This window comes from Chryseobacterium sp. 3008163, from assembly GCF_003669035.1.
Taxonomy (GTDB): Bacteria; Bacteroidota; Bacteroidia; order Flavobacteriales; family Weeksellaceae; genus Chryseobacterium.
This window is the reverse complement of record NZ_CP033070.1, coordinates 3,298,021-3,324,948: the sequence shown is the minus strand read 5'-3', so window position 1 is coordinate 3,324,948 and position 26,928 is coordinate 3,298,021. Positions and strand designations below refer to the sequence as shown.

Genomic DNA, 26,928 nt, shown 5'->3' with positions numbered 1-26,928 from the left:
TTCATAAACATTGACTTTAGAAACCTCCATAGAATTTGTAAAAGGAATAGGTCCTGAACGAGCCAAACTCATCAAAAATGTGTTGGGTATTTCTACTGTGGAAGATCTTTTACACTTCTATCCTATTCGTTACATCGATAAAAATAAATTGTACAAAATAGGAAATCTGCAGGAAAGCAATATTGAAATCCAGCTAAAAGGAAAAATTTCCAACGTTCAGGAAATTCACAACGGTAAAATAAAAAGGCTGACCGCAAAATTCAATGACGATACAGGAAGCATGGATTTGGTGTGGTTTCAGTATTCAAAATGGCTGAAAGAGCAGCTTCCGATGAATCGTGAGGTTTTTATATTTGGAAAGATTAATGCATTCAATAATCAGTTCTCGATGCCACATCCGGAAATTGAACTGGATGAAAACAAAGAAAAAGACAACAGATTAAGACCCATTTACCCAAGCTCTGAGAAACTTACAAAAAGAGGTTTGAATCAGAAATTTTTTCAGGTGATTTTAAGAAATATCTGCAAAGAAATTCCAAATTTAATTCAGGAAAATCTACCGGAATATCTTATTAAATCGATGAAGTTTTTATCGAGACAGCAAACTTATCTGAACATCCATTTCCCGGAAAATTTAGAATATTGTGATAAAGCCAATTTTAGACTAAAATTTGAAGAATCTTTCTTTTTTCAATTGGGTTTTGGTTTAAAAAAAGCACATCACAAAACAAAATCACAAGGAAATCCGTTCCCGATTGTTGGCGACTATTTTACCGATTTTTATGAAAATCATCTTCCTTTTGAACTCACGAATGCACAGAAAAGAGTTTTAAAGGAAATCAGGTTGGATATGAAAAAGCCCATCCAGATGAATCGACTTTTACAAGGTGATGTAGGCTCAGGAAAAACAATGGTTGCTTTATTAACCATGCTGATTGCGCTTGATAACGGCTTTCAGAGTTGTCTGATGGCTCCGACAGAAATTCTTGCTCAGCAACATTATAACGGAATCAAAGATTTACTGAAAGACACAGAAATCAAAGTCAATATTCTCACAGGTTCTGTAAAAGCTTCCGCCCGAAAAATCATTCATGAAGAATTGGAAAACGGTGAACTTTCAATTTTGATAGGAACTCACGCTGTTTTGGAAGATAAAGTTAAATTTAAAAATCTTGGTCTTGCCATCATCGATGAGCAGCACCGATTTGGTGTGGCACAAAGAGCAAAACTTTGGGCAAAAAATAAAATCCCGCCTCATATTCTTGTAATGACTGCAACGCCAATCCCAAGGACTTTGGCGATGAGTTTTTATTCTGATCTGGATGTTTCTGTGATAGACGAAATGCCTGTCGGAAGAAAACCAATTATCACCGCTCATCGTAGAGAAAAAGATCGTGCTTACGTTTACAATTTCTGTCATGAAGAAATTCGCAAGGGAAGACAAATCTATTTCGTTTATCCGTTAATCGAAGAATCTGAAACGTTGGATTATAAAAATCTGATGGAAGGTTTAGAGCATGTAATGGAAAACTTTTCAAATTACAACGTAACCATGCTTCATGGAAAAATGAAACCTGACGAAAAAGACGAAGCAATGAATTATTTCGCATCAGGAAATTCTCAGATTATGGTTGCTACGACAGTGATTGAAGTCGGGGTCAACGTTCCGAATGCTTCTGTGATGGTCATAGAAAGTGCTGAGAGATTTGGTTTATCACAGCTTCATCAGTTGCGAGGTCGTGTTGGAAGAGGTGCCGAACAGAGCTATTGTATTCTGATGACTTCGGATAAACTGTCGACGGAAAGCCGAACGAGAATCAAAACCATGACAGAAACCAATGACGGTTTTAAAATTTCTGAAGTTGATATGCAATTGCGCGGTCCCGGTGATATTTTGGGAACTCAGCAGAGCGGTGTCGTTGATTTTAAAAAATTGGATTTGGTAAATGATGCTGCCATCATTAAAAACACTAAAAATATGGTGGAAAAAATTCTGGAAGCCGATCCTTTATTGACAAGAACTGAGCATCAGATTATTAAGAACTATTATCTTCAGTATTATAAAGGAAAAAATAAGTGGAGTAAAATTTCGTAATAAAGATTCTCATTTATACTTTATAATGTATCCTCATTTGAATAGACATTTCGTGAAAACGTGTACAAAGCTGTTTAAATACTAATTTTTCAACGACATAAACAACATCCATAATCAAATAATTTCTTTTTGAAAAAAAGTAAAATAAACTTTACATATTGTAAAATATTTTTACATTTGAATAATTAAAAATAACAATATGAATACATTACAACTTTTCCCAAACCATTTCAAAAAATAGGCTGGATCATTTTCATTCCATCATTAATTTTAGGAATATTATCATTGACTGATATTCTTACTTTGCCTGAAGTTTCTGTACCTGTATTTTACAATTCAGGATTTCCCCTGAGTAGTGAAGAAAACGGATTACTTAAAAAAACAGAAATTGCAATTTTCCCAAATCTGTTTGGAATTTTAATTATAATCGGTGGAATTCTGGTAGGCTGTTCAAAAGAAAAAATAGAAGATGAGTACATTTCAAGTTTAAGATTAAAGTCTGTATTTTGGAGTTTAATTGTTACCTACTCTATCATTCTGCTTTTATTTCTAACCATTTTTGGAAGCCTTTTTTTCACAGCAATGATTTTAATTATGTTTTTACCTTTGGTTCTGTATGTTTTCAGATTTAACTATTTATTATTAAAAAAATGAAAAACACGATTAAAATAGAAAGAGCAGTAAAAAATATCACACAGGAAGATTTAGCAAAAAAAATCGGAGTATCACGTCAGACCATCAACGCCATGGAAGCAGGAAAATACGTTCCATCAACGGTTTTAGCTTTGAAGATTGCAAAATATTTTGATAAAAAAGTGGAGGATATTTTTGAGTTGGAGGATGGGGATTAATTGTAAATTGTAACTATTCATTTTAAATTAAAGCCAATGAAAAAACTAATTACAATGTTCCTGATTTTGGTTATAAATATTTTTTATTCCCAATTTAAAATTTATGCATTTGTAGGTAAGAAAATTTCGGTCGAAAGAGTAAAGCCTGATGACAGTTTTTATTTGAAATATAAAAATGTTTATAAAGTGGAGCAAACCTTTGATGACGAGATTAAGACAGACACACTTGTTTTTAATTCCTATACCCATATGAATCAAATTAGATATTCGGTTTATGATTATGCGATTATCTATCTTGTGAAAAATAAAGCTGGTGATTTCGTTCATAGAAGAACCTATTACACACCAATAATTTTAAAGAAAAATGGAAAATGGTATGGTTTTGACAGTACAGATGAGAAAACTGATGAATATGAAAACATTAATAACGAATGTCTAAATATCAGGAAAAATCTAGCGATTGGAAAGACTACTTTTATAGAGAAAATAAAGAACAGATGGCTTATTAACATTTTTTATACAGAAAAATTCTTTACTCCAATCAATAAAAACAAAGTCCAAATTAAATATCTCAAAATGGCAGAAAAACTATTAAAATATAATTAGATTTATTATTTTTAATATTCCAAAAAACTTAATCAACAGTTATGAAATTCGGACAAGTAGAAGACCCATCAAAGATAGATTTTACATTACCAAAAGATCATTCGAGAACCAAAGAAATTTTGAAGCAAAATAAAAAAGGGCTTGAAAATATCTCAATTGGCTGTGCAAAATGGAATAAAACAGATTTGAAAGGCTTTTATCCAAAAGGAACAAAAGACGAGCTGACTTATTACGCCACACAATTCAATTCAATCGAACTGAATGCAACATTCTACGGAATGCCAACCTCCGAACAGGTTTTGACATGGAAAGAAAAAACGCCGGCAGATTTTAAGTTTTTCCCGAAAATCACCAATACGGTTTCGCATTTCAGAAGACTTTTGAATATTGATGATGTTGTGACCCAGTTTGCGACGGCAGTTTTAAATTTTGATGAAAAATTAGGAATGGTTTTCTTACAGCTTCATGACAATTTTAAACCTAAAGATTACGAAAGACTTGAGCAATTTGTCAATAAATGGCCCAAAGAAGTTCCTTTAGCCATCGAACTCCGAAATACAGAATGGTTTACTGATGAAGAAATTTTCGATAAAACCTGCCAGCTTTTTGAAGATAATAATATCACAAACATTATTGTAGATACTGCCGGAAGAAGAGATATGCTTCACATGCGACTAACGACTCCGAATGCGTTTATCAGATATGTTGGAGCCAACGCCGAAAGTGATTACGAAAGATTAGGTGACTGGTTGAAGCATTTAACGAAATGGAAAAAAGAAGGTTTGCAGAATTTATATTTCTTTGTACACCAAAATCTTGAAAAAGCTTCGCCTTTGCTTTCTTCTTATTTCATTGAAAACATGAATAAAGAATGGAAAACTGAGATTATTATACCAAAAATGGGTCAGGAAAATATGCCAAATTTATTTTAATCTGAATTCTAAAATACTTTGACTTTAATAAAGATAGCACTCCTACGGAGTGCTTTACTTTTGTGGATTAACCATACCACACAGAGAATGTTCCTTTGGAGTAATTATAAACATTATTTTATTTGCTTTGACTTGGTTCTCACCATCAAAGAAATATTCAGAAAAATCAGAAGAAAGCAAAGCGTCACCCAAATTCCTAACTGGATATTTTCAAAATTATAATTTTCAACATGCTTTTTTGCCTGTTCGGAAAGCTTTTCACTTTGAATAATGTAGTTTTGAACTTCAACAATCTGATCCATGTTTTTATTGGGTACAGCGTGCTGCGAAAAGTAAACCATATTTTTCTTTCCAAGATAACCGACAATCCAGTACTGATCAGATTTGGTTAGTTTAAGATACTCAATTCTGTAATATTCAGGACGAACTTTTCCGATGTGTTTTGTCTCAAAAGTTCCGCTTTTATCTAAATTATTTACAGTAATTACATAAAAATCTAGCGGCTGTGGAAGTTTATTTATAACCTGCAGAGAAACAGAATTGCTCACAATCCCAATCGAACTTTTTTTGATAAACCAATACGTAAACAGCGAAATGGAAAAAACCAAAGTAAAAATCCGAAAGATTTTCGCCAATTTGGCAAACTCTCCAGACTTCACTTTATACAGAAAAAGTGAAAGAATCAGTGAAAAAAAGATGATAGAAATGATAAACCCCATGGTACAAAGATACTTATTTATGTATATTTGGCATTAAAATTAAATAACTATGAAAAGAATTATTTCAATACTATTATTGCTTCTGACAGTATGGTCAAACGCTCAAGTAAAGTTCGAGGAAGGTTATATCATCACCTCAGATAACACAAAAAAGCAAGTATTGATAAAAAATATTGATTGGCTAAACAGCCCTAGTGAATTTATCTACAAAATTGATAATCAATCCAATGAAATTAAAGGAAATCCTGCGACCATTAAAGAATATAGAGTAAATGGCTTTCCAAAATATGTATCATACATAGGCATTATTGATACTTCTCCATCTCATTTATCAAGCTTATCAAACAAGTATGAGCCAGAAACACAAGAAGTCAGTACATTTTTAAAGGAAGTAACCTCTGGTGATAAAAATCTTTATTCATATCATGGTTCAAAAAACTCTGGCATATATTTTTATTCCGACTCTGACGATTCAGAAATTAAAGCTTTGACTTATAAAAAATATCATCCTGAAGGCAATGATTCTAAAGTCGCTACAAATGACACGTATCTTCAGCAATTAAAAAATATTTTTAATAATGATTCTAAAACATCATCAATGATTTCTAAAACAAAATATACAGAAGGCAGCATGATGAAAATTTTCAAAGCACACAATTCCCAAATCTCAGGAAATGTAGAAGAAAAAAGTTCTGTGGTGAAAAATAAATCATTAAATTTTAATTTAAATCTTAGACCAGGAGTTAATTTTTATTCACCGCTTAAAACAACATACTTTATTGGAAATAATGAATTCCCATCACAAACTAATTACAGGATCGGAATTGAAGCAGAACTAATTTTACCTTTTAACAAATATAAATGGGCAGTTTTATTCGAACCAACATACTCATCTTATAATAGTAAAAAAATGATTGCACCCACAGGAAGTGACCTTTATAATATGAGTATGGAGAATTATTCTTTTATAAATTTACCAATTGGAGTAAGACATTACATGTATCTGAATGATAAATCTAAATTTTTTGTAAACACACAGGTAAATGTCCTAACATTAAAATCTGGTAAGAGTAAAACGATCGATGTTGATTATGAAGGATATATTTTTGACCAAACAGAAATGTCTCAAAATCAAGCATTCAAGAGTTTTTCATTTGGGGCAGGTTATAATTATAATAGCAAATTCAGTATCGAGCTAAGATATAATACCAATTACAATATACTTAAAAAACAAGAATTACAAACTGCAGAACTTAGTTACACTTCTGTAATATTAGGATACAACCTGTTTTAATCAACATTCCATTCTTTATAAAACTGGTCGAGGAAATTCAGCATAAATTGATGTCTTTCTTCGGCTATTTTTTTGCCTTCTTCAGTATTCATCAAATCTTTTAACAGCAGCAGTTTTTCATAAAAATGATTAATGGTTGTACCATTTGATTTTTTGTAATCGTCTTTTGACATATTGAGTTTGGGCTCGATATCCGGATGATACATCAGGTTATTTTTAAAACCTCCGAAGTTGAATGTTCTCGCAACACCAATAGCTCCGATGGCATCAATACGATCAGCATCCTGTACAATTTTCAGTTCAATAGGTAAATCTTTTGGTGCTTCTCCTCTATTTTTGAACGAAATATTCTGAATGATAAACAAAACCTGCTGAATAATCTTATCCTCTACATTTTGGCTTTCAAGAAACTCTCTTGAGATTTTTAAGGCTAAAGTTTCGTCACCGTTATGAAATTTTGGATCTGCAATATCGTGTAATAACGCAGAAAGTTCAACGACATTTTGGTTACAATTTTCAGTTTGTGCAATCTTTTTTGAAAGTTTCCATACTCTTTCAATGTGAAACCAATCGTGACCAGCTTCGGCACCTTCTAGTTTTTCTTTTACGAATTGTACTGTGTTTTGTATGATGTTGTTCATTTTTTGATTTTTATTAAAAGTTATCTTGAACCCACCCCGTCAAAATTTTTCAAATTTTGCCACCCCCCCAGAGGAGGGAATTTTTTGAGTCGCTTTATTGTTGAATTTCGTTTAAAATAATTTCCCAAAGATTTTTATTATAGCTTCTAAAAAAATTGATGTGTCCTATTTCACCTTTTTCAGATTCTGAAGTTTTAATCAGTCTGTACGTTGGCTTCAGATTCGGATACGTATCATTTAATAATGATTTCACCCCTTTTTCCGTTAACCAAGCGTCATCTTCAGCCTGAATTACAAAAACTTTTTTATTTAAATCTTTTGAAAAGTCATCCGTTTTAAGCAATAATTTATTGGTAGATTTCTTGTTCAAAATTAAGATTCTCCAGTCATAAGCGCAATTTTTTGGCAGACTTTCTCCCAACCCGAACCAATGCGCTGGAAAATAACCGAATAGTTCAGTGAATACTGGCTGAACAATTCCGAATCCTAAAACAGCTTCAATTTTCGTCCGCCATTTTAGATTCCCGACGAATGCATTTTGAGTTCCAACAAAGAAAAATTCGTCAAATATTTCAGAATCTTTGTTCATCCCGAGAATCAAAGCACCAACTGAATGTCCTAGACAAAATTTCTTGTAATCTGTAAAATTATTCAGGATAAATTGTGTCAGTGTTTTGTAATCTTTACTTCCCCAAATTCTCATGGAGGCTTTAAAGTTTCTCATGTTTTGAGGCTTTGAAAGACCAATCCCTCTATAATCGTAAGTGATAACGGTAAAACCTTTTGAAGCAAAAAACTGTGCAAATGAGAAATAAATCTGCTGCTTCACACCGGTCGCCGAATTAATCAATAAAAGTTGATGATTGCTTTTTTCAGGTTTAAAAAGATGGGCGGCAAGTTGAATTCCGTCATCGGTTTGGAGAAGCAGTTTTTCCATAGGATTACAATAAAATATCCACTGTCAAAAGTGGATATTTTTATGCTTAAATTTGATTGATTTTCGAGATTTCGATATGCGGTAAATAATTTACTTCAATATTTCTGAAAGCTTTGGAAGTGCTGTCTGGGCTCCTCTCCCCAATGAAACTTTTGATGAAACCTCATTTCCGAATTTTACACATTCTTCAATTGAATTTCCGTGGCATAATGCGATGGAAAAACCTGATGTAAATGCATCGCCCATTCCCATTTTGTAGACCATACTTTTATCTTCGTTTCTGAAATATTTCATTTCTGTACCATCAAAATATATGGTTGAATTGGTTTCGTCACGAATGAAAACTTTATTAAAATACTTTTTGAGGACTTTCTCTTTTTGATCTTCACCGAAAATGATTTCAAGCTCGTTGCTTTTAGCTACAATAAAATCAACATTTTCAATCACTTCACTGCTTAAAGGTCTTCCAGGAGAGGCATACAAACCTACTAACTTACCGTAGTTTTTTGCTTTTTTAATGGTAAATTCTACAACATCCATCGGGATTTCCAATTGCAAAAGAACCATGTCTGAGGCGTAGATATATTTATCTGCTTCTTCAACATTTTGAGTCGTCAGATACTTATTTGCTGCCGGAACGACTACAATCGCAGCATCTCCGTCAGAGCTTGTGACGTAGGCTGTGCCTGTAGAATCTTGGTCTGTTTCTGTTACAAAACCAACATTCACATTTTCACTAACGAGATTTCTCATGATTTGCTGCCCAAGCGGGTCAAGACCCACACAACCAATAAAATAAACACTGGCACCCAATCTCGCAGTACCAACCGCCTGATTAGCACCTTTTCCGCCAAAATAATTATCGCAGTGACTTGCCATCACCGTTTCATTAGAAGACGGAATCTTTTCGGTATATAAAACCAAATCTAGTGAGCAACTTCCAACCACAATGATTTTGTGTTGTGTTGAAGAAAAATTCATATTCTGTACATTTAGCTATCAGTAAATTTAAACAACTTACTGTTACAAAAAATAAAAATTTTAAATCTTGATTAAATTAAATCAAATTTAACTTTCAATCGTATGAATTAATTTATTCAGATCGAGCTTTAGAGCCATTTAATTTACTAAAATTTCAATAAATTCAGTTACAATTTTCACAGGTGCATTTGCTTGATCATAACCGATATAACTTGCGTAAAAACCTTCGCCATAACCGGTTTCAAAACCAAAAATAGTTCCCGGAAGCTCTTCTGAAGGTTTCAAAAAAGCATATTGGTCAATTGCCCCGTTTTCATCAAAAAAATGCTCATGGAAAAACTCTTCGTAAATCCCCATGAAATCGTCTCCTTTTCTTCGAAAAAGTTTCTGTTCTAAATCACTAAGGCTGGTCTGCGTTTCTACATCCATAAAACATCCCATTCCACTTTCTACGGGATAACCAAAAACTTCACCTTCGGCTAAATCTTTAATGTTTTGACTTTCGGTTGTTGCTAATTTCCAAGATGTAATTTCGGCATCAGTAAAAACAATTTCGGCATAAGCAACGCAGTTACTTTCTCTTTCTTTATGGAGTAAAACGGAAAAATCACCTTTAGGGAAAACATTGGTGAAAGCCTGCATATCATTTGTGATCAAAGGGTCGCATGCAACCAGTTTTCCGGTTGGAAGATATATTTTTCCCACATCAAAACTTTCGAGAAGCGGACTTTCTACGAAGTTTTTTGAGAATAGTTTTTGTATGTTTTCTAGGTGTGTCATTTTAATTTTTTAGGTTAAGGTTGAGGCTAAGATTACAACAGCCTAAGTCTCTACCTTATTTTATTAACTTTTCAGTAATTACCAATTGCTATCGTCAGAATAAATTATAAATAAGCCTTCCCTGTATGGTTTATTTATTTGTTGAATTCTATTTTGTAGAATTTCCCAACTTTCATTGGAATAAGATTGCAAAACATCTTTCAGCTCTATCTGATTATTATTTACATATTCTACCGGAACGGGAAAAAAATCATCCCAATGAGTAGTAGTATTATCGGAGCCTTGATATAAGGCAACAGTACTTATTCTATCATTTAATTTTCCTTTCCCTTTGTAAGATATAATTTTCACAACAGGATACTTTCCTCCGAATCCTATGGAAAGATCTGTGGTAACTGCAATGAGTTTTGGTTTATCTGAAATAATAATTCCGCCGTTTGAATCTCCGTGTGCAAAATGTTCTTTTTTTCTTCTCCAATAAAAAATATTTATTGCTAAAAAAATAAGAAAAGCAAATCCACCCCAAATTAATGAGACATCAAGAGCAAATGCAATCGAAGTCAATAGAGCAATTAATAATAAAATAGGTGTATGAAAATGTTTCATCAAAACCAAAGGCATAACTTTTACTCTACCTGGATTTGAAGCAACAGTATTGCTATTTAATGTAAAAATTTCTCTATCGTCTTCCATATTATAAAAGTTTGTTTAAAAGACTTTTATAAACTTTTCAGCTTTTCTTCTAAAATCGCAATCTTATCCTGCGCATCTTTTTGTTTTTTGCGTTCAACTTCTACCACTTCTGGTTTTGCGTTGGCAACAAATTTTTCGTTAGAAAGCTTTTTATCAACAGAGATTAAAAATCCTTTCAGATATTTTACTTCTTCTTCTGTCTTCTTTTTTTCTTCTTCTAAATCTAATTTTTCGCTTAAAGGAATTGAAATTTCAGTAGATCTTACCAAGAAAGTAAAGCTTGGTTTATCCGTTTTTTCACCAAAGTGAATTTCAGAAATGCTTGCTAATTTTCTAACTACCGCTTCATTTTCAAAATTCAAAGCATTTGTGTAAACTTCAACAGCTTCTCTTGGTGAAATTCCTTTTGTCTGACGGTAATTTCTTACTCCTGAAATGATTTCTTCTGCAGTTTCAAAGTTTTTAATGATATCTTCATTAAATTCTTCTGCTTTCTTCTGCTGAGCAATCACCAAAGCTTCTTCAGGTTTTCTTTCTGAAATCAACTGCCACAATTCTTCTGACAAGAATGGCATAAACGGATGCAGAAGTTTCATTAATTCTTCGAAGAAAACAATCGTCTGATCGTACACTTCTTTCGAAATTCCTTCTCCGTAATTTGGTTTAATGGCTTCAAGATACCAACCACAGAAATCGTCTTTCACCAATTTTTGAATCAAATGCAAGGCATCAGAAATTCTGAATTTGTCAAATTGATCATTGATTTCAGCAATCGATTTATTCAACTGATTTTCAAACCATTCAATCGCCTGAATATCTGAAGCAATTAGTGGCTTATCTTCTTTATTCCAGTTTTGCGTTAAACGGAAAGCATTCCATATTTTCGTCATGAAATTTCTTCCTTGTACCATCAAATCTTCGTCAAACAGCAAATCATTTCCGGCAGCCGAACTCAATAAACTTCCAACACGTACTCCATCTGCACCATACTGAGAAATTAAATCTAAAGGATCAGGCGAATTCCCCAATTGCTTGGACATCTTTCTTCTCTGTTTATCTCTTACAATCCCTGTAAAATAAACATTTTTAAAAGGAACTTCACCTTTAAATTCCAATCCGGCCATAATCATTCTGGCAACCCAGAAAAAGATAATATCTGGACCGGTTACCAAGTCTGAAGTCGGATAATAATAATTGATGTCTTTGTTATCAGGGTCAAGCAAACCATCGAAAACCGACATTGGCCACAACCATGATGAGAACCAAGTATCAAGAGCGTCTTCGTCTTGTTTTAGGTTAGCAGTTGTTAGTTGATCGTTGCTGGTTTTTTGTTTTGCTAATACTAAGGCATCTTCAATGTTTTCTGCAACTACGAAATCATTTTCGCCATCACCATAGTAGAACGCAGGAATCTGCTGTCCCCACCAAAGCTGACGGGAAATATTCCAGTCACGGATGTTGTCCATCCAGTGTTTGTAGGTATTTTTAAACTTTTCAGGATAGAATTTTACTTCATCATCCATCACAACGTCTAATGCAGGTTTTGCGATATCAGACATTTTCAAGAACCACTGAACAGAAACCTTAGGTTCAATAACTGCACCTGTTCTTTCAGAAGTTCCTACTTTATTGACGTAATCTTCTGCTTTTAGTAAAAGATCATTTTCTTCTAATTCTTTTGCGATTTGCTTTCTAACGTCAAATCTGTTTTTCCCGGCGTAATGTAAACCGTGGTCATTCAGATTTCCGTCATCATCCAAAGAATCAATCATCTGAAGATTGTGCTTTTGTCCGATTTCGTAATCGTTAATATCGTGAGCAGGAGTAATTTTCAAAGCTCCAGTTCCGAATTCAATATCAACATATTCATCTTCAATAATCGGAATAACTCTGTTAACTATAGGAACGATAACATTTTTACCTTTCAGATGAGCATATCTTTCGTCATTTGGATTGATACAAACAGCAGTATCACCGAAAATAGTTTCAGGACGCGTAGTAGCAACAGAAAGAAATTCCTCTGTACCTTCTATCTTATATTTCAGGAAATATAATTTTCCGTTTTGTTCTTTAAAGATTACTTCTTCGTCAGAAATATTGGTTTTTGCCTCCGGATCCCAATTTACCATTCTGTATCCTCTGTAGATAAGACCTTTGTTGTATAAGTCAACAAAAGATTTTATAACCTGCTGAGACATTTTATCTTCCAACGTAAAACGGGTTCTATCCCAATCACAAGAACAACCTAGTTTTTTTAATTGTTCTAAAATCGTTCCTCCATATTTATCAGTCCAGTCCCATGCGTGTTTCAAAAATTCTTCACGAGTAATATCAGATTTATTGATTCCCTCAGACTTCAGTTTAGCAACAACTTTCGCTTCAGTAGCAATTGAAGCATGGTCTGTTCCCGGAACCCAACAGGCATTGAAGCCCTGCATTCTTGCACGACGTACCAAAACATCTTGAATGGTGTTATTCAACATATGCCCCATGTGAAGAATTCCTGTGACGTTTGGCGGCGGAATTACGACCGTATACGGCGGCTTCTCGTTAGGTTCTGAGTGGAAATATTTGTTTTCCAGCCAGTAGTTGTACCATTTCTGTTCTGTTTCCTGTGGATTATACTTTTCTGAAATCTGCATAAATTCTGGTTTCTTTATCTTATAATCTGCAAAAATAGTTTAAAGTAAAAAAATGTAAGCATTAATTAAAATAATTTTTAACTTTGTTTCTCAAAATTTATCTAACAAACATATTAACATTCAGGAATATGAAATCGCCAAGGTCGACTTGTGAAATAAGCACTAGTCAAAATAGGCGATAACATAAGACCTTAAAAATTTAATAAATATCTACTTATGAAAACATTATTTGCAGGAATTGCATTATTTGGAACCATTGCTTTAGCATCTGCACAAACAATTACATTCGACAAAACGACTTACGAATATGGTGCAATTAAACCAAATTCTGACGGTACAAGATTTTTTACTGTAACTAACACAGGTGATAAGCCTTTGATTATTTCAAACGTAAAACCTGCTTGCGGATGTACAACTCCTGAATTTAGCCAAGACCCAATCTTACCAGGAAAATCTGCTAAAATCAAAGTAGGATATGCTACAGCTAATGCAGGTCCTTTCAACAAAATGATTGAAGTATTTTCTAATGACCCTGTAAACAGCAGAAGTATTATCTACATCAAAGGTGATGTAAACGCAAACGCTCCTGAACCTAAAGTTTTGACACCTGCCGAACAAAAAGCAGCTGCAAAAGCTGAAAAGAAAGCTGCTAAAGCCGCTAAGAAAGTAGCTGCAAGAAACTAATATTATTTTAAAATATTATTGAACCGTCTCACATGAGGCGGTTTTTTTGTTATATTTATATAAGGTTAAATTATTAAATAACATCTTCAATATTTGAATTCTAAAACTTTCACTTAAATTATTACAATATGGCAGACAATTTTTCAGACGACTTTATAATAAAGGACAAATTTTCAATAAAAAAACTGATACAGAATATAAAGGGAAACTTACTAAAGAGGAAGGTGTTCAGATCTTAATCCAAGAAAAAGAAAAACTTCGTGAGTTGCAGGAAAAACTGTATGCCGATGGAAGTAAATCTCTTTTGGTTGTACTTCAGGCAATGGATGCTGCAGGAAAAGACAGCTTGATTGAGCATGTTTTTGGCGGAGTAAATCCTCAAGGCTGTAATGTGATGAGTTTTAAAACACCGAGCTCAAAAGAATATGCTCATGACTTTTTGTGGAGACATTATTTAGCTTTACCACAAAAAGGAATGATCGGAATTTTCAACCGTTCTCATTATGAAAGTGTTTTGGTTTGTAAAGTACATCCTGAATATAATTTAAGCGAAAAAACCTGGGATTCTGTAAAGGATTTTGATAAAGAATTCTGGGATAATCGTTACGAAAGTATTAGAAATTTTGAAAAACATTTGGCTCAAAACGGAACTACTATTATTAAAATTTTCCTTCATGTTTCGAAAGATGAACAAAAGAAAAGATTATTAGATAGAATCAACGAACAGGAAAAAAACTGGAAATTCTCTGCGGCAGATTTACCCGAAAGAGCTTTGTTTGATGAATACATGAACTGCTACGAAACTGCAATTAACGAAACCTCAAAAGATGAAGCGCCTTGGTATGTGATTCCGGCAGATAATAAATGGTTTGCCAGATTATCTGCAATACAAATTATTATTGATACATTAGAAAAAATGGATTTACAATTTCCTCAACTTTCAAAAGAAGATAAAGCTGGCTTAGATGAGGCCAAAAAACAGTTGGAAAGCGAGTAATCTATTGAATAAAATGCCATGAATGCACTAATAAGAATTGATATTTCTAAAAAATATTCGTGCATTTGTGGCATTCTAATAAAAATCACGAGAAAATCTATAAGCCGGATTTTGTATCCCGAAAAATCGGGACGCCTGTTATTTATCTACGTTTTACATTGCTGCAAAACTTGAGCTGATTACCCCTCGGCTTTCAGGACGAGCCGCCCCTATTTTCATTGCTGAAAAGAACCGATATACTTATCATTGCACCACAAAGAGTTTACCTGGTTTCACTACAGCCGAACTGTACCTGCTTTCTGTTGCACTTGTCCTATCCTCACGGATGACGGATGTTATCCGCTTTGCTGCTCTATGGTGTCCGGACTTTCCTACCCTTACCGAAGTAAGAATCAACAAGCCGACTTTCTCGTGGGTGCAAAGATAATTAAATCTAACAATGTATCGGTGTAACAATTTACCAATTATAGGAATTCCAAATATATTTTAATTTGTTACACTTATACATTGTTAAATTGTTACATTATATTATTATCTTCGTGGCAATTATATATCGTTTTGATTTCTAAAGAGAAAGAATTTGCCCAGCTTATAAAAGATAATCAAGGTTTGATTATAAAAGTGTCACGGCTATATACCAATTCTCTCGAAGATGAGGAAGATCTTTTTCAGGAAATTGTACTGCAATTGTGGAGAAGTTACGATTCATTTAAAGGAAACTCAAAAATATCTACATGGATGTATCGTGTAGCGCTTAATACTGCGATTACACTTTTCAGAAAGAAAAGCAAAAGCTTACCAACCAATGAACTGGATATCAATCACCGAGATTTTATTGAAGATGATGACGATAAGCAACAACAAATATCGTTATTGTACACTGTGATTAAAACCCTTCCAAACGTAGAAAGAGCGATTGTGATGATGTATTTGGATGATCTTCCGTATAAAGACATTGCAGAAAACCTCGGGATTACTGAAGTGAATGCGCGTGTGAAGATGAATAGATTAAAGAAAGTCCTTAAAGAAAAAATGGAAAAAAATGCCTGAATTTGATTTAGATAGCTTTAAGAAAACCTGGCAAGAACAACCTGTTCAGCCAAAATATGACAACGATGAAATTCTTCAGATGTTGAATAAAAAATCACGTAATTACGTGAAATATATATTATGGATTAGCATCATCGAGTTTTTATTATTTTCTGCTTTCGGATTATTTTATATTATACAAAACAAAGAATCAAATACTTTTCTTGCCTCTTTACAAAAATTAGGTGTTGAAAAAAATGAACAACTGCAAGATATTTTTGATAACATTTATTTAATTATAAAAGTCCTGACACTATTTGTCACTGGTTATTTTGTTGTGAAGTTTTATGAGAATTACCGTAAAATAAAAATTGAAGAAGATTTAAAAGAATTTATTTCCCGAATCATCAGATTCAAAAAAACGGTTAATGCATTTATTTTAATAAATATTTTAATTGTCGTAATATTTACCTCTGCTCTCACAATTTTCGGGATGTATGCTATACATAATCAAAACACTGCTCTTGCCGATTCGTCAATGATTGCTTTTACAGTAAGCTTTATTATCAGTACAGTTCTTTGTGTTCTGCTAATTTGGGTATACTATAGGCTTGTTTATGGAATTCTTATTAAAAGGCTCGATAAAAATCTGAATCAATTAAAAGAAATAGATTCTCAGGAAGATTAAATATTTCTAAAAAATATCAACATTAAAAAAGCATTTCAAATTCTGAAATGCTTTTTTGTTTTATAATTCTTTCCTCAATCTTGCGACCGGAATGTTTAACTGTTCTCGATACTTTGCAATCGTTCGTCGTGCAATATTATAACCTTGTTCTTTCAATATCACAACCAAAGCATCATCCGTAAGCGGTTTTCTCTTATTTTCTTTGCTGATGACCTCCTGCAGGTGCATTTTGATTTCTTTGGTAGAAACTTCCTCACCGTCATCATTTGTTAAACTATCAGAAAATAAATCTTTTAAATAAAGAATTCCGTTTGGCGTATCTGCATATTTACTTTTTACAACTCTTGAAATCGTGGAAATATCAAACCCTGTAATATCAGCAATATCTTTAAGAATCATAGGTCTGAGAGATTTCTCATCACCAGTAATAAAATAATTATACTGGAATTTTACAATCGCATTAATTGTTTGCAGCAATGTATTCTGACGCTGGTTAATCGCATCTATGTACCATTTTGCAGCATCTAATTTTTGTTTAATAAATAATGCAGCTTGCTTATGTTCAGATGACTTTTTATCATGAGAGTAAGTCGTTAAAATATCTTTATACTCTTCAGAAACCCTTAGTGTCGGCGCATTTTTACTATTCAACATCGGAATTACTACTCCTTCTTTCACAGATATTACAAAATCCGGAATAATCTCCTGATTGATAGTAATCGTTTGTGTATCAAAATTCCCACCTACTTTTGGAGATAATTTAGAGATTTCTTCTAAAGCATCCTTCAAATCTTCCTCTTCAATATCATATTTCTGAATGATTTTATTATAATGCTTATTCGTCAAAGCATCAAACTGGAATCTCAAAATATTGGCAGCCAAAGAAATTGCTTTATCCGAACTCACTTTCTTCTCAATCTGTAACAAAAGACACTCTTGCAAGCCTCTCGCACCAACTCCAGAAGGATCTAACTTTTGAATATAATTTTCTAAAATATCTTCAACCTTATCAACAGACGTATATATCCCTTGAGAAAAAGCCAAATCATCTACAATAGACTTTACTTCACGTCTCAAATAACCATCAGTATCTAAATTACCAATAATATATTCTGCAATTTTCAAATCATCTTGGTTGATATTGATCAAGTTGATTTGCTCCATTAAATAGTCATATAAAGATTGTCCTTCAGTCAAAAGACTTTCATTATCAAAATCTTCATCATCCGCAGAATAATTGCTGGAAGCAGTTTTGTAATTAGGTTCGTCATCATAGATGTAATCATTCACATCAAAATCTGTTTCAATGCTTTCCGTACCTTCAGTTTCGTAAGACTCATCCAAAGAAGAATACTCCTCTTCTTTAGACTCTTCCTTTACCACTTCTAATGCAGGATTTTCTTCCAATTCCCTTTCCAATTCTTCTTCAAACTCTAAGGTATGAAGCTGAATAAGCTTCATCAGTTGGATTTGCTGAGGAGCAAGTTTCTGTCCTAATTTAAGTTGTAAATGTTGTTTTAGCATATCTACTGTGATTTAACATAACGTATTCTACGAATTTAGTAAATATTTTTTGATAAAAATAACTTTTAGCACGATTTTTGTAGTACTTAATTCATATAAATATTATTCCTAAATATCTCATGCAAAATGCATGAGATATTTTTTTGAAATCTATTCTTTATATACATTTATAAGTATATGACTCATTGGAACTTTATTTAGCCATTGATTATTAGAAGCTTCATCCAGCTCTTCACTATATCTTTTTTGTGCCCGTGCTTTTACCGGATAACAAAAAAGGATGCCGTTTCGATCTGGGCTAGGGGTGACTGCATTCTTTGATTATCTGTCAAAAAAATGACTTTTTCCATTTTCAAGACTATTACTTGATGGTTGATGGTTGATGGTTGATGGTTGATGGTTACGCAAAATTACATATTGTAACACTATTTTAGGGCTAGTGGAGATTAAATTATTTCTCATCAAAATTTGGAACGAATTGTAAAAAACAATCAATAATTTTCCAATAATAATATTCACTTTCAAAAAAGCCGCAAAGCGGCGGACTGTCAATAGAAGAATATGAACAAAAGCTCACGAGAAGTTGAAGCTCCTACGGAGCGACTATAAAATTGCAGCATTTACAAATGAGGAATAGATAGTATTCCTACGGAGCGCATTTCTTATCTTATTAGCTTTTTCTACAAAGATATTGCTCCTACCGGAGCAACTAGATTATTGATTGTTAAACTAAGCTTCAATCACTATACTCGAAATATTTTAAATTTTAGTCTCGAAACATTGAACATCGAGCTTTGAATATTTGCATCTCGTACCTTGATCACAATTATCGTTAAGTTGTTTCGTTTAGACCAAAAAAAAGTCTCATACAACTGAATGTATGAGACTTTTAAATAAAAACTGGCGGCGACCTACTCTCCCGCTTTCGCAGTACCATCGGCGCTGGTGGGCTTAACTTCTGTGTTCGGAATGGGAACAGGTGAGCCCCACCGCTAAAACCACCCTAAAGGTTGTATATTGTTGTCAGTTTTTGGTTGATTGTTGATGGTATAATACTATCAACTGTCAACTCTTTACTGTCAACTGTTTTATCGATAAAAATGTTCACAAAGAGAGAACCTTGATTGCGCAATTAAGCGTTGCCAATTAGGCTATAAATCTACGGGTAATTAGTACTACTCGGCTATGCTGTTACCAACTTTACACCTGTAGCCTATCAACGTCGTCATCTCCAACGACCCTTAAAAGATGTCTCATCTTGAGGCGAGTTTCGCACTTATATGCTTTCAGTGCTTATCTCTTCCAAACGTAGCTACTCAGCGGTGCTCCTGGCGGAACAACTGATACACCAGAGGTTTGTTCAATTCGGTCCTCTCGTACTAGAATCAAGCCCTCTCAAACATCTAACGCCCGCAATAGATAGAGACCGAACTGTCTCACGACGTTCTGAACCCAGCTCGCGTGCCACTTTAATGGGCGAACAGCCCAACCCTTGGGACCTTCTCCAGCCCCAGGATGTGACGAGCCGACATCGAGGTGCCGAACCTCCCCGTCGATGTGAGCTCTTGGGGGAGACTAGCCTGTTATCCCCGGAGTACCTTTTATCCTATGAGCGATGGCCCTTCCATACGGAACCACCGGATCACTATGTCCTGCTTTCGCACCTGATCGACTTGTAGGTCTCACAGTCAAGCACCCTTATGCCATTACACTCTACGCACGGTTACCAAGCGTGCTGAGGGTACCTTTGAAAGCCTCCGTTACTCTTTTGGAGGCGACCACCCCAGTCAAACTACCCACCACGCAGTGTCCTTCTAAAAGAAGTTAGGCTCCAAGTAAGTAAAGGGTGGTATTTCAACGTTGACTCCACAAACACTAGCGTGCCTGCTTCAAAGTCTCCCACCTATCCTACACATTACTTACTCAAAGTCAATACGAAGTTATAGTAAAGGTTCACAGGGTCTTTTCGTCCCATTGCGGGTAAACGGCATCTTCACCGTTACTACAATTTCACAGAGCTCATGGTTGAGACAGTGCCCAGATCGTTACACCATTCGTGCAGGTCGGAACTTACCCGACAAGGAATTTCGCTACCTTAGGACCGTTATAGTTACGGCCGCCGTTTACTGGGGCTTCAGTCAAACGCTTCGCATTGCTGCTAACGCCCTTCCTTAACCTTCCAGCACCGGGCAGGTGTCAGACCCTATACAGCATCTTTCGATTTAGCAGAGTCCTGTGTTTTTGATAAACAGTCGCCTGGGCCTCTTCACTGCGGCCAGCATTGCTGCTGGCGTCTCTTCTTCCGAAGTTACGAGACTATTTTGCCTAGTTCCTTAACCATGATTCACTCTAGCACCTTAGGATTCTCTCCTCGACTACCTGTGTCGGTTTTGGTACGGGTTGCTTCACTTCGGCTTTTCTTGGAAGCACTTTCCTTACAGCAACTTCGCCCGAAGGCTAGGTCTTGACTATTCCGTCAGTCTCCAGTAAGTACGGCACTCCGTCCCCTTTTTAGTGTGAGCAAGTATGGGAATATTAACCCATTGTCCATCCACTACCCCTTTCGGGTTCGCGTTAGGTCCCGACTAACCCTCAGCTGATTAGCATGGCTGAGGAAACCTTAGTCTTTCGGTGAGCGGGTTTCTCGCCCGCTTTATCGTTACTTATGCCTACATTTTCTTTTCTGTCCGCTCCACCAAGCCTCACGACTCAGCTTCTGTGCAAACAGAATGCTCCCCTACCAGATACAACCCTAAGTTGTAAATCCATAGCTTCGGTACTCTATTTATGCCCGATTATTATCCATGCCGGACCGCTCGACTAGTGAGCTGTTACGCACTCTTTAAATGAATGGCTGCTTCCAAGCCAACATCCTAGCTGTCAATGCAGTCCAACCGCGTTGCTTCAACTTAATAGAGATTTGGGGACCTTAGCTGTTGGTCTGGGTTCTTTCCCTCTCGGACACGGACCTTAGCACCCGCGCCCTCACTGCCGTGGAACATTTATTAGCATTCGGAGTTTGTCAGGAATTGGTAGGATTTGACTCCCCCGCATCCAATCAGTAGCTCTACCTCTAATAAACTTATACACGACGCTGCACCTAAATGCATTTCGGGGAGTACGAGCTATCTCCCAGTTTGATTGGCCTTTCACCCCTACCCACAGGTCATCCGAAGACTTTTCAACGTCAACCGGTTCGGTCCTCCACTTTGTGTTACCAAAGCTTCAACCTGCCCATGGGTAGATCACAAGGTTTCGCGTCTAATACTACTAACTAAGCGCCCTATTCAGACTCGCTTTCGCTCCGGCTCCGGACCTGAAGTCCTTAACCTCGCTAGTAACATTAACTCGTAGGCTCATTATGCAAAAGGCACGCCGTCACCCAACTTGTGGGCTCCGACCGCTTGTAGGCGTACGGTTTCAGGTTCTATTTCACCCTTCTATTCGAAGTGCTTTTCACCTTTCCTTCACAGTACTTGTTCACTATCGGTCTTTCAGGAGTATTTAGCCTTGGAGGATGGTCCCCCCATATTCAGACAGGATTTCACGTGTCCCGCCCTACTCATTTATCATCTAAATATACCTTTCATGTACGGGGCTATCACCCTCTATGGCTGTTCTTTCCAGAACATTCTATTAAATATATAAAGACTTTTGGGCTAATCCGCGTTCGCTCGCCACTACTTACGGAATCTCTTCGATTTCTTTTCCTCAGGGTACTTAGATGTTTCAGTTCTCCTGGTTTGCTCCTCTTACGAGGTGACATGTCTTCAACATGCCGGGTTGCCCCATTCGGACATCTGCGGATCAATTCGTGTGTGCCGATCCCCGCAGCTTTTCGCAGCTTACCGCGTCCTTCTTCGCCTCTGAAAGCCTAGGCATCCGCCATACGCCCTTAACGATTTCTTTCCTAATTATTAATTAGTTCAGTATTTTTTGCTTAGTATTGCTACCAAGCTATTTTTGTAAACTCAAACGCTTAATTGCGCTCGGTTTTCTCTTTGTGATATTTTTACCGTTAATGTCAATGATCTTAATTCTTTCTGCTTGTCTGATAAATGGATATTTGTTTTGGCTCTATCCATCGTACTTTTAAATCAAACGCACAAAACTGTGGAGAATAAGGGAGTCGAACCCTTGACCTCCTGCGTGCAAGGCAGGCGCTCTAGCCAGCTGAGCTAATTCCCCCTCTAGTAGTTGTCAGTTGTCGGTTTTTAGTGGTCAGTTGAAAACTAACTTCTAATTACTAACTTCTAACCTCTAATTCAATTAGTAGTCTCGGGCAGGCTCGAACTGCCGACCTCTACATTATCAGTGTAGCGCTCTAACCAGCTGAGCTACGAGACTTCATGTTTTTAGTTGTCGGTTGTCGGTTTTTAGTTGTTAGCTTTAAAACTAACTTCTAATTATCTAACCTCTAACTTCTGTAACTAAAATCTCTCTTTCCCTGATACTAATTTCTAGTGGGTTTTGTATTTTTATAATATAAGCAACCGAGTAAAAAACTAAAACGTTTTCTTTTAAGTAAGTACATGATACATTTAAGTATCTTTATTTGTTTAACGTCTAATGACGCTCTAAAATGAGATGTTCCAGCCGCACCTTCCGGTACGGCTACCTTGTTACGACTTAGCCCTAGTTACCTGTTTTACCCTAGGCAGCTCCTGTTACGGTCACCGACTTCAGGTACCCCAGACTTCCATGGCTTGACGGGCGGTGTGTACAAGGCCCGGGAACGTATTCACCGCGCCATGGCTGATGCGCGATTACTAGCGATTCCAGCTTCATAGAGTCGAGTTGCAGACTCCAATCCGAACTGAGACCGGCTTTCGAGATTTGCATCACATCGCTGTGTAGCTGCCCTCTGTACCGGCCATTGTATTACGTGTGTGGCCCAAGGCGTAAGGGCCGTGATGATTTGACGTCATCCCCACCTTCCTCTCTACTTGCGTAGGCAGTCTCACTAGAGTCCTCAACTAAATGTTAGCAACTAGTGACAGGGGTTGCGCTCGTTGCAGGACTTAACCTAACACCTCACGGCACGAGCTGACGACAACCATGCAGCACCTTGAAAATTGCCCGAAGGAAGGTCTATTTCTAAACCGATCAATTCCCATTTAAGCCTTGGTAAGGTTCCTCGCGTATCATCGAATTAAACCACATAATCCACCGCTTGTGCGGGCCCCCGTCAATTCCTTTGAGTTTCAAACTTGCGTTCGTACTCCCCAGGTGGCTAACTTATCACTTTCGCTTAGTCTCTGAAGCTTAAAGCCCCAAAAACGAGTTAGCATCGTTTACGGCGTGGACTACCAGGGTATCTAATCCTGTTCGCTCCCCACGCTTTCGTCCATCAGCGTCAGTTAAGACATGGTAACCTGCCTTCGCAATTGGTGTTCTAAGTAATATCTATGCATTTCACCGCTACACTACTTATTCCAGCTACCTCTACCTTACTCAAGACCCGCAGTATCAATGGCAGTTTCATAGTTAAGCTATGAGATTTCACCACTGACTTACGAGTCCGCCTACGGACCCTTTAAACCCAATAAATCCGGATAACGCTTGCACCCTCCGTATTACCGCGGCTGCTGGCACGGAGTTAGCCGGTGCTTATTCGTATAGTACCTTCAGCTTTCCACACGTGGAAAGGTTTATCCCTATACAAAAGAAGTTTACAACCCATAGGGCCGTCGTCCTTCACGCGGGATGGCTGGATCAGGCTCTCACCCATTGTCCAATATTCCTCACTGCTGCCTCCCGTAGGAGTCTGGTCCGTGTCTCAGTACCAGTGTGGGGGATCACCCTCTCAGGCCCCCTAAAGATCATTGACTTGGTGAGCCGTTACCTCACCAACTATCTAATCTTGCGCGTGCCCATCTCTATCCACCGGAGTTTTCAATATTAAATGATGCCATTCAATATATTATGGGGTATTAATCTTCCTTTCGAAAGGCTATCCCCCTGATAAAGGTAGGTTGCACACGTGTTCCGCACCCGTGCGCCGCTCTCAAGATTCCGAAGAATCTCTACCGCTCGGCTTGCATGTGTTAGGCCTCCCGCTAGCGTTCATCCTGAGCCAGGATCAAACTCTCCATTGTATGTTTGTCTGACTCACTCAAAGTTTTGACGCTTTAGTTTTTCCTTACTTGGTTGTTATATCTATTTTTCAATGATCTCTTCTCTTCCGCTTCCTCAGCTACCCTTTTCTGTCGTTGGGCGTTGCCGTATTTGCGTGTGCAAAAGTAATAACTTATTTCTAATTGACCAAATGTTTTTTGAAGAAATTTTAAAGTTTTTTAAGTAACCCTAAACCCTTTTCCTAAACATTCAATCTGCTACTCCCGCGCTTCCCGTATTGGGATTGCAAAGATACAAATCTTTTTTATTCTCACAACTTTTATTGCTAAAAATTTTCAGTGAATCTTTTTTTGATTTACATCCTATAAAGTAACTTAAATTATATGCCCGAAGGCCCTCCTGCGCTACTGATATACTCTCGTTTTCAGTGGGGCAAAGATAGGGCAAGTACCTACACGAAACAAATAATTAATAATCAATTATTTTGATTGTGGAAAAGTATTAAAGTAAAACGTTGGTTTAATAGGCGTTGAATATCATCATGGAGTTATCCACAATGTTCATATTATTTTGATGCTAGGCAAACAAGTAGTTTTATTCAGGTATCATTGTGAAATTCAGTAAACAAAATACCAAATTTTATATCTCGAAAATACTGTTAACATCATGTTCATGGGTAAAAACAGCAACAACGATTATATTGTTTACAAAGATCAAGCCAACAAATTATTTATATTTATCTATTAATGAAAGGTGTCGCTCCTACGGAGCTCTGCTGTGTGTAACAAAACTTTACTACAAACATATTGCTCCTCTGGAGCTCTACTTTCTTTAATAATATACTGGTTCTCTGGAGCAAAAGAGAAGAATAAGATCTTCAAATGAGCAATATGGTAATAATGGAAAGGTTGGGTTGTAAAAAAATATATTTAGACTGAAGCTAAACAATTGAAAAAATATTTCTTTTTTGGCAAATAATAATCTACCGACTGCTCTCCTAGCCCAGATTGAACGGCCTGTCTGAGCTCTTTTTGCAAGAAAGGGAGAGCTAAGGCGCAAAAAAGCGATTAGTGAAAGCTGGAATGAGCTCCTTATTTGAGTGAAAGAATTTGAGTACGAGATTATGTTTGAGGGTTTGAGTAGAATGACCTTCACAAACTATTATGTTTCAAAAAAAATACCTCTGAAAATTTCAGAGGTATTATATATAATATGATGCAGATTAAAATTCTGCGTTCTTTGGAGTTCTTGGGAAAGGGATGACGTCGCGAATGTTGGTCATACCTGTTACGAAGAGAACCAATCTCTCTAAACCAAGCCCGAAACCTGCATGAGGAACGGATCCGAATCTTCTGGTATCCATATACCACCAAAGCTCGTGCTCATCTACGTGCATTTCTGCCATTTTAGTTTTCAGAACATCTAATCTTGCTTCTCTTTCTGAACCACCGATGATCTCGCCAATTCCTGGGAAGAGTACATCCATTGCAGCAACAGTTTTGTTATCGTCGTTCAGCTTCATGTAGAATGCTTTGATCTCTTTTGGATAATCGAAAAGAACAACTGGGCACTCGAAATGCTTTTCTACCAAGAATCTTTCGTGCTCAGACTGAAGATCAGTTCCCCAGCTTTCAACAGGAAATTGGAATTTTCCTTTTTTATTTTCTTTCGAGTTCATTAAGATCTCAATCGCTTCTGTATAGCTTACACGTTTGAAACGTTTAGCAATAACATTCTGAAGCTTTTCGATCAAACCTTCTTTTGCTCTGTCTTTTTCCGCTTTTCCGTTTTGCTCTTCTTCGAAACGTTTGTCTAAGAATTCAAGATCATCTTTGCAGTTGTCTAAGACATACTGAATTACATATTTCAAGAAATCTTCCGCCAAGTCGATGTTATCTTCAAGATTGTTGAAGGCAACTTCAGGCTCAATCATCCAGAATTCTGCAAGGTGACGGGTTGTGTTTGAGTTTTCAGCACGGAAAGTCGGGCCGAAAGTATAAATTCTTCCCAATCCCATTGCTGCAGTTTCCCCTTCAAGCTGTCCTGAAACCGTCAGGTTGGTTTTCTTACCAAAGAAATCCTGTGCGAAGTCAATATCACCTTTTTCGTCTCTCGGAATATTATTTAAATCAAAGTTGGTCACCCCAAACATTTCGCCTGCTCCTTCTGCATCAGCTCCCGTTACGATTGGAGTGTTAATGTAAAAGAACTGGTTTTGGTTAAAAAACGAGTGAATCGCAAAACTCACTGCATGACGTACTCTGAAAACTGCCCCAAATAAATTGGTTCTGAATCTTAAATGCGCCTGATCTCTTAACGTTTCCAAGGCATGTTTTTTAGGCTGAAGGATTGTTTTTTCTCTTTCTTCAGTAAAGTTATCGCCTAAAATGATAATTTTTTTAGCGATGATTTCTACAGCTTGTCCTGCACCTTGACTTTCTACCACTTCACCTACAACTTTTAGAGATGATGCTGTGCTTATTTTACTGATAATTTCTTCGTCGAAATTTTCGAAATCAACAACAATTTGCAAATTATTAATTGTAGAACCATCATTAAGCGCAATGAAGCGGTTTGCACGGAAGGTTCTTACCCAACCGTAAACTGTAATGTCATGATGTAATACTTTTTTGTAGTCTTGTAGGACTTCTTTAATCGTCTGCTTTTTCATTTGTTGATTGATAAATTTTTGTATAAAAATTAATGTTTGCAAATTTACAAAAAACGAGGGAACTTTTGCTTGTTAAGATTTAGGAT

At 36.2% G+C, this 26,928-nt stretch carries 19 protein-coding genes, 2 tRNA genes, 3 rRNA genes and 1 other RNA gene; 10 read left to right on the top strand and 15 right to left on the bottom strand.

Annotated elements, in window-relative coordinates:
• Positions 1-10: 10 nt before the first annotated feature.
• The 5 genes from recG to EAG08_RS15255 all read left to right on the top strand — a co-directional run bounded on the left by recG (position 11) and on the right by EAG08_RS15255 (position 4,484).
• A complete protein-coding gene (recG, locus tag EAG08_RS15275; protein WP_129536188.1) occupies positions 11-2,095 on the top strand; it encodes an ATP-dependent DNA helicase RecG in 2,085 nt (694 codons plus the stop codon).
• 285 nt (positions 2,096-2,380) lie between these two features.
• The gene (locus EAG08_RS15270) at positions 2,381-2,749 is read left to right on the top strand and encodes a hypothetical protein (protein WP_129536187.1); all 369 of its coding nucleotides are present in this window, start codon (positions 2,381-2,383) and stop codon (positions 2,747-2,749) included.
• A complete protein-coding gene (locus EAG08_RS15265) occupies positions 2,746-2,946 on the top strand; it encodes a helix-turn-helix transcriptional regulator (RefSeq protein ID WP_129536186.1) in 201 nt (66 codons plus the stop codon). Before EAG08_RS15270 ends, EAG08_RS15265 begins: the two co-directional genes overlap by 4 nt.
• Before the next feature lie 36 nt (positions 2,947-2,982).
• Entirely contained in the window at positions 2,983-3,552 is a 570-nt protein-coding gene (locus EAG08_RS15260) for a hypothetical protein (RefSeq protein ID WP_129536185.1), read from the top strand.
• Between the two features lie 41 nt (positions 3,553-3,593).
• A complete protein-coding gene (locus tag EAG08_RS15255) occupies positions 3,594-4,484 on the top strand; it encodes a DUF72 domain-containing protein (protein WP_129536184.1) in 891 nt (296 codons plus the stop codon).
• Between the two features lie 113 nt (positions 4,485-4,597).
• On the opposite strand, the gene EAG08_RS15250 is transcribed toward EAG08_RS15255, so the two are convergent.
• The gene (locus EAG08_RS15250) at positions 4,598-5,203 is read right to left on the bottom strand and encodes a hypothetical protein (protein ID WP_129536183.1); all 606 of its coding nucleotides are present in this window, start codon (positions 5,201-5,203) and stop codon (positions 4,598-4,600) included.
• A gap of 49 nt (positions 5,204-5,252) precedes the next feature.
• Here EAG08_RS15250 and EAG08_RS15245 point away from each other — a divergent pair, with 49 nt between their 5' ends.
• On the top strand, positions 5,253-6,497 hold the full coding sequence (locus EAG08_RS15245) for a hypothetical protein (RefSeq protein WP_129536182.1): 1,245 nt from the start codon (positions 5,253-5,255) through the stop codon (positions 6,495-6,497).
• Here EAG08_RS15245 and EAG08_RS15240 read toward each other — a convergent pair.
• The 6 genes from EAG08_RS15240 to EAG08_RS15215 all read right to left on the bottom strand — a co-directional run bounded on the left by EAG08_RS15240 (position 6,494) and on the right by EAG08_RS15215 (position 13,171).
• Positions 6,494-7,138: an HD domain-containing protein gene (locus tag EAG08_RS15240; RefSeq protein WP_129536181.1), complete on the bottom strand. Its 645-nt coding sequence runs from the start codon at positions 7,136-7,138 to the stop codon at positions 6,494-6,496. The two genes, EAG08_RS15245 and EAG08_RS15240, sit on opposite strands and share 4 nt — an antisense overlap.
• A 94-nt stretch (positions 7,139-7,232) precedes the next feature.
• A complete protein-coding gene (locus EAG08_RS15235) occupies positions 7,233-8,075 on the bottom strand; it encodes a serine aminopeptidase domain-containing protein (RefSeq protein WP_129536180.1) in 843 nt (280 codons plus the stop codon).
• A gap of 90 nt (positions 8,076-8,165) precedes the next feature.
• On the bottom strand, positions 8,166-9,056 hold the full coding sequence (locus EAG08_RS15230; RefSeq protein WP_129536179.1) for a ribokinase: 891 nt from the start codon (positions 9,054-9,056) through the stop codon (positions 8,166-8,168).
• A 138-nt stretch (positions 9,057-9,194) separates the two neighbouring features.
• A complete protein-coding gene (locus EAG08_RS15225) occupies positions 9,195-9,836 on the bottom strand; it encodes a DUF4241 domain-containing protein (RefSeq protein ID WP_129536178.1) in 642 nt (213 codons plus the stop codon).
• A gap of 78 nt (positions 9,837-9,914) precedes the next feature.
• Complete coding sequence (locus EAG08_RS15220; RefSeq protein ID WP_129536177.1) at positions 9,915-10,529, bottom strand: DUF3239 domain-containing protein; 615 nt, start codon at positions 10,527-10,529, stop codon at positions 9,915-9,917.
• A 26-nt stretch (positions 10,530-10,555) separates the two neighbouring features.
• A complete protein-coding gene (locus tag EAG08_RS15215) occupies positions 10,556-13,171 on the bottom strand; it encodes a valine--tRNA ligase (protein WP_129536176.1) in 2,616 nt (871 codons plus the stop codon).
• Positions 13,172-13,387: 216 nt separating this feature from the next.
• Here EAG08_RS15215 and EAG08_RS15210 point away from each other — a divergent pair, with 216 nt between their 5' ends.
• Both EAG08_RS15210 and EAG08_RS15205 read left to right on the top strand, forming a co-directional pair.
• On the top strand, positions 13,388-13,855 hold the full coding sequence (locus EAG08_RS15210; RefSeq protein ID WP_129536175.1) for a DUF1573 domain-containing protein: 468 nt from the start codon (positions 13,388-13,390) through the stop codon (positions 13,853-13,855).
• A 97-nt stretch (positions 13,856-13,952) separates the two neighbouring features.
• The gene (locus EAG08_RS15205; protein ID WP_410493340.1) at positions 13,953-14,852 is read left to right on the top strand and encodes a PPK2 family polyphosphate kinase; all 900 of its coding nucleotides are present in this window, start codon (positions 13,953-13,955) and stop codon (positions 14,850-14,852) included.
• Positions 14,853-14,936: 84 nt separating this feature from the next.
• On the opposite strand, the gene rnpB is transcribed toward EAG08_RS15205, so the two are convergent.
• Positions 14,937-15,264, bottom strand: an RNA gene (gene rnpB / locus EAG08_RS15200) — RNase P RNA component class A.
• 146 nt (positions 15,265-15,410) lie between these two features.
• Between rnpB and EAG08_RS15195 the strand changes: the two genes are divergently transcribed.
• Positions 15,411-15,902 carry an RNA polymerase sigma factor gene (locus tag EAG08_RS15195; protein WP_047442405.1) on the top strand — a complete coding sequence of 164 codons (492 nt, stop codon included), beginning with the start codon at positions 15,411-15,413 and terminating at the stop codon, positions 15,900-15,902.
• On the top strand, positions 15,895-16,569 hold the full coding sequence (locus EAG08_RS15190; RefSeq protein WP_129536173.1) for a beta-carotene 15,15'-monooxygenase: 675 nt from the start codon (positions 15,895-15,897) through the stop codon (positions 16,567-16,569). Before EAG08_RS15195 ends, EAG08_RS15190 begins: the two co-directional genes overlap by 8 nt.
• Positions 16,570-16,629: 60 nt before the next feature.
• Here EAG08_RS15190 and rpoN read toward each other — a convergent pair whose 3' ends face one another.
• The 7 genes from rpoN to asnS all read right to left on the bottom strand — a co-directional run bounded on the left by rpoN (position 16,630) and on the right by asnS (position 26,842).
• Complete coding sequence (gene rpoN / locus EAG08_RS15185; protein ID WP_129536172.1) at positions 16,630-18,093, bottom strand: RNA polymerase factor sigma-54; 1,464 nt, start codon at positions 18,091-18,093, stop codon at positions 16,630-16,632.
• Positions 18,094-18,991: 898 nt separating this feature from the next.
• Positions 18,992-19,099: ribosomal RNA gene (gene rrf / locus EAG08_RS15180) — 5S ribosomal RNA — on the bottom strand.
• A 143-nt stretch (positions 19,100-19,242) separates the two neighbouring features.
• A 23S ribosomal RNA gene (locus EAG08_RS15175) occupies positions 19,243-22,002 on the bottom strand.
• Between the two features lie 205 nt (positions 22,003-22,207).
• A tRNA-Ala gene (locus EAG08_RS15170) sits at positions 22,208-22,281 on the bottom strand.
• An 85-nt stretch (positions 22,282-22,366) separates the two neighbouring features.
• A tRNA-Ile gene (locus EAG08_RS15165) sits at positions 22,367-22,440 on the bottom strand.
• A 233-nt stretch (positions 22,441-22,673) separates the two neighbouring features.
• Positions 22,674-24,191 (bottom strand): 16S ribosomal RNA (locus tag EAG08_RS15160).
• The 16S, 23S and 5S rRNA genes sit together here with 2 tRNA genes alongside, the layout of an rRNA operon.
• A gap of 1,202 nt (positions 24,192-25,393) precedes the next feature.
• Positions 25,394-26,842: an asparagine--tRNA ligase gene (asnS, locus tag EAG08_RS15155; RefSeq protein WP_129536171.1), complete on the bottom strand. Its 1,449-nt coding sequence runs from the start codon at positions 26,840-26,842 to the stop codon at positions 25,394-25,396.
• Positions 26,843-26,928: the final 86 nt, after the last annotated feature.

Excerpts from the sequence above, each read along its gene's own strand:
- EAG08_RS15265 (WP_129536186.1), top strand. The coding sequence starts at position 2,746 with ATGAAAAACACGATTAAAATAGAAAGAGCAGTAAAAAATATCACACAG.
- EAG08_RS15260 (WP_129536185.1), top strand. The coding sequence starts at position 2,983 with ATGAAAAAACTAATTACAATGTTCCTGATTTTGGTTATAAATATTTTT.
- EAG08_RS15255 (WP_129536184.1), top strand. The coding sequence starts at position 3,594 with ATGAAATTCGGACAAGTAGAAGACCCATCAAAGATAGATTTTACATTA.
- EAG08_RS15250 (WP_129536183.1), bottom strand. The coding sequence starts at position 5,203 with ATGGGGTTTATCATTTCTATCATCTTTTTTTCACTGATTCTTTCACTT.
- EAG08_RS15245 (WP_129536182.1), top strand. The coding sequence starts at position 5,253 with ATGAAAAGAATTATTTCAATACTATTATTGCTTCTGACAGTATGGTCA.
- EAG08_RS15240 (WP_129536181.1), bottom strand. The coding sequence starts at position 7,138 with ATGAACAACATCATACAAAACACAGTACAATTCGTAAAAGAAAAACTA.
- EAG08_RS15235 (WP_129536180.1), bottom strand. The coding sequence starts at position 8,075 with ATGGAAAAACTGCTTCTCCAAACCGATGACGGAATTCAACTTGCCGCC.
- EAG08_RS15230 (WP_129536179.1), bottom strand. The coding sequence starts at position 9,056 with ATGAATTTTTCTTCAACACAACACAAAATCATTGTGGTTGGAAGTTGC.
- EAG08_RS15225 (WP_129536178.1), bottom strand. The coding sequence starts at position 9,836 with ATGACACACCTAGAAAACATACAAAAACTATTCTCAAAAAACTTCGTA.
- EAG08_RS15220 (WP_129536177.1), bottom strand. The coding sequence starts at position 10,529 with ATGGAAGACGATAGAGAAATTTTTACATTAAATAGCAATACTGTTGCT.
- EAG08_RS15215 (WP_129536176.1), bottom strand. The coding sequence starts at position 13,171 with ATGCAGATTTCAGAAAAGTATAATCCACAGGAAACAGAACAGAAATGG.
- EAG08_RS15210 (WP_129536175.1), top strand. The coding sequence starts at position 13,388 with ATGAAAACATTATTTGCAGGAATTGCATTATTTGGAACCATTGCTTTA.
- EAG08_RS15190 (WP_129536173.1), top strand. The coding sequence starts at position 15,895 with ATGCCTGAATTTGATTTAGATAGCTTTAAGAAAACCTGGCAAGAACAA.
- rpoN (WP_129536172.1), bottom strand. The coding sequence starts at position 18,093 with ATGCTAAAACAACATTTACAACTTAAATTAGGACAGAAACTTGCTCCT.
- asnS (WP_129536171.1), bottom strand. The coding sequence starts at position 26,842 with ATGAAAAAGCAGACGATTAAAGAAGTCCTACAAGACTACAAAAAAGTA.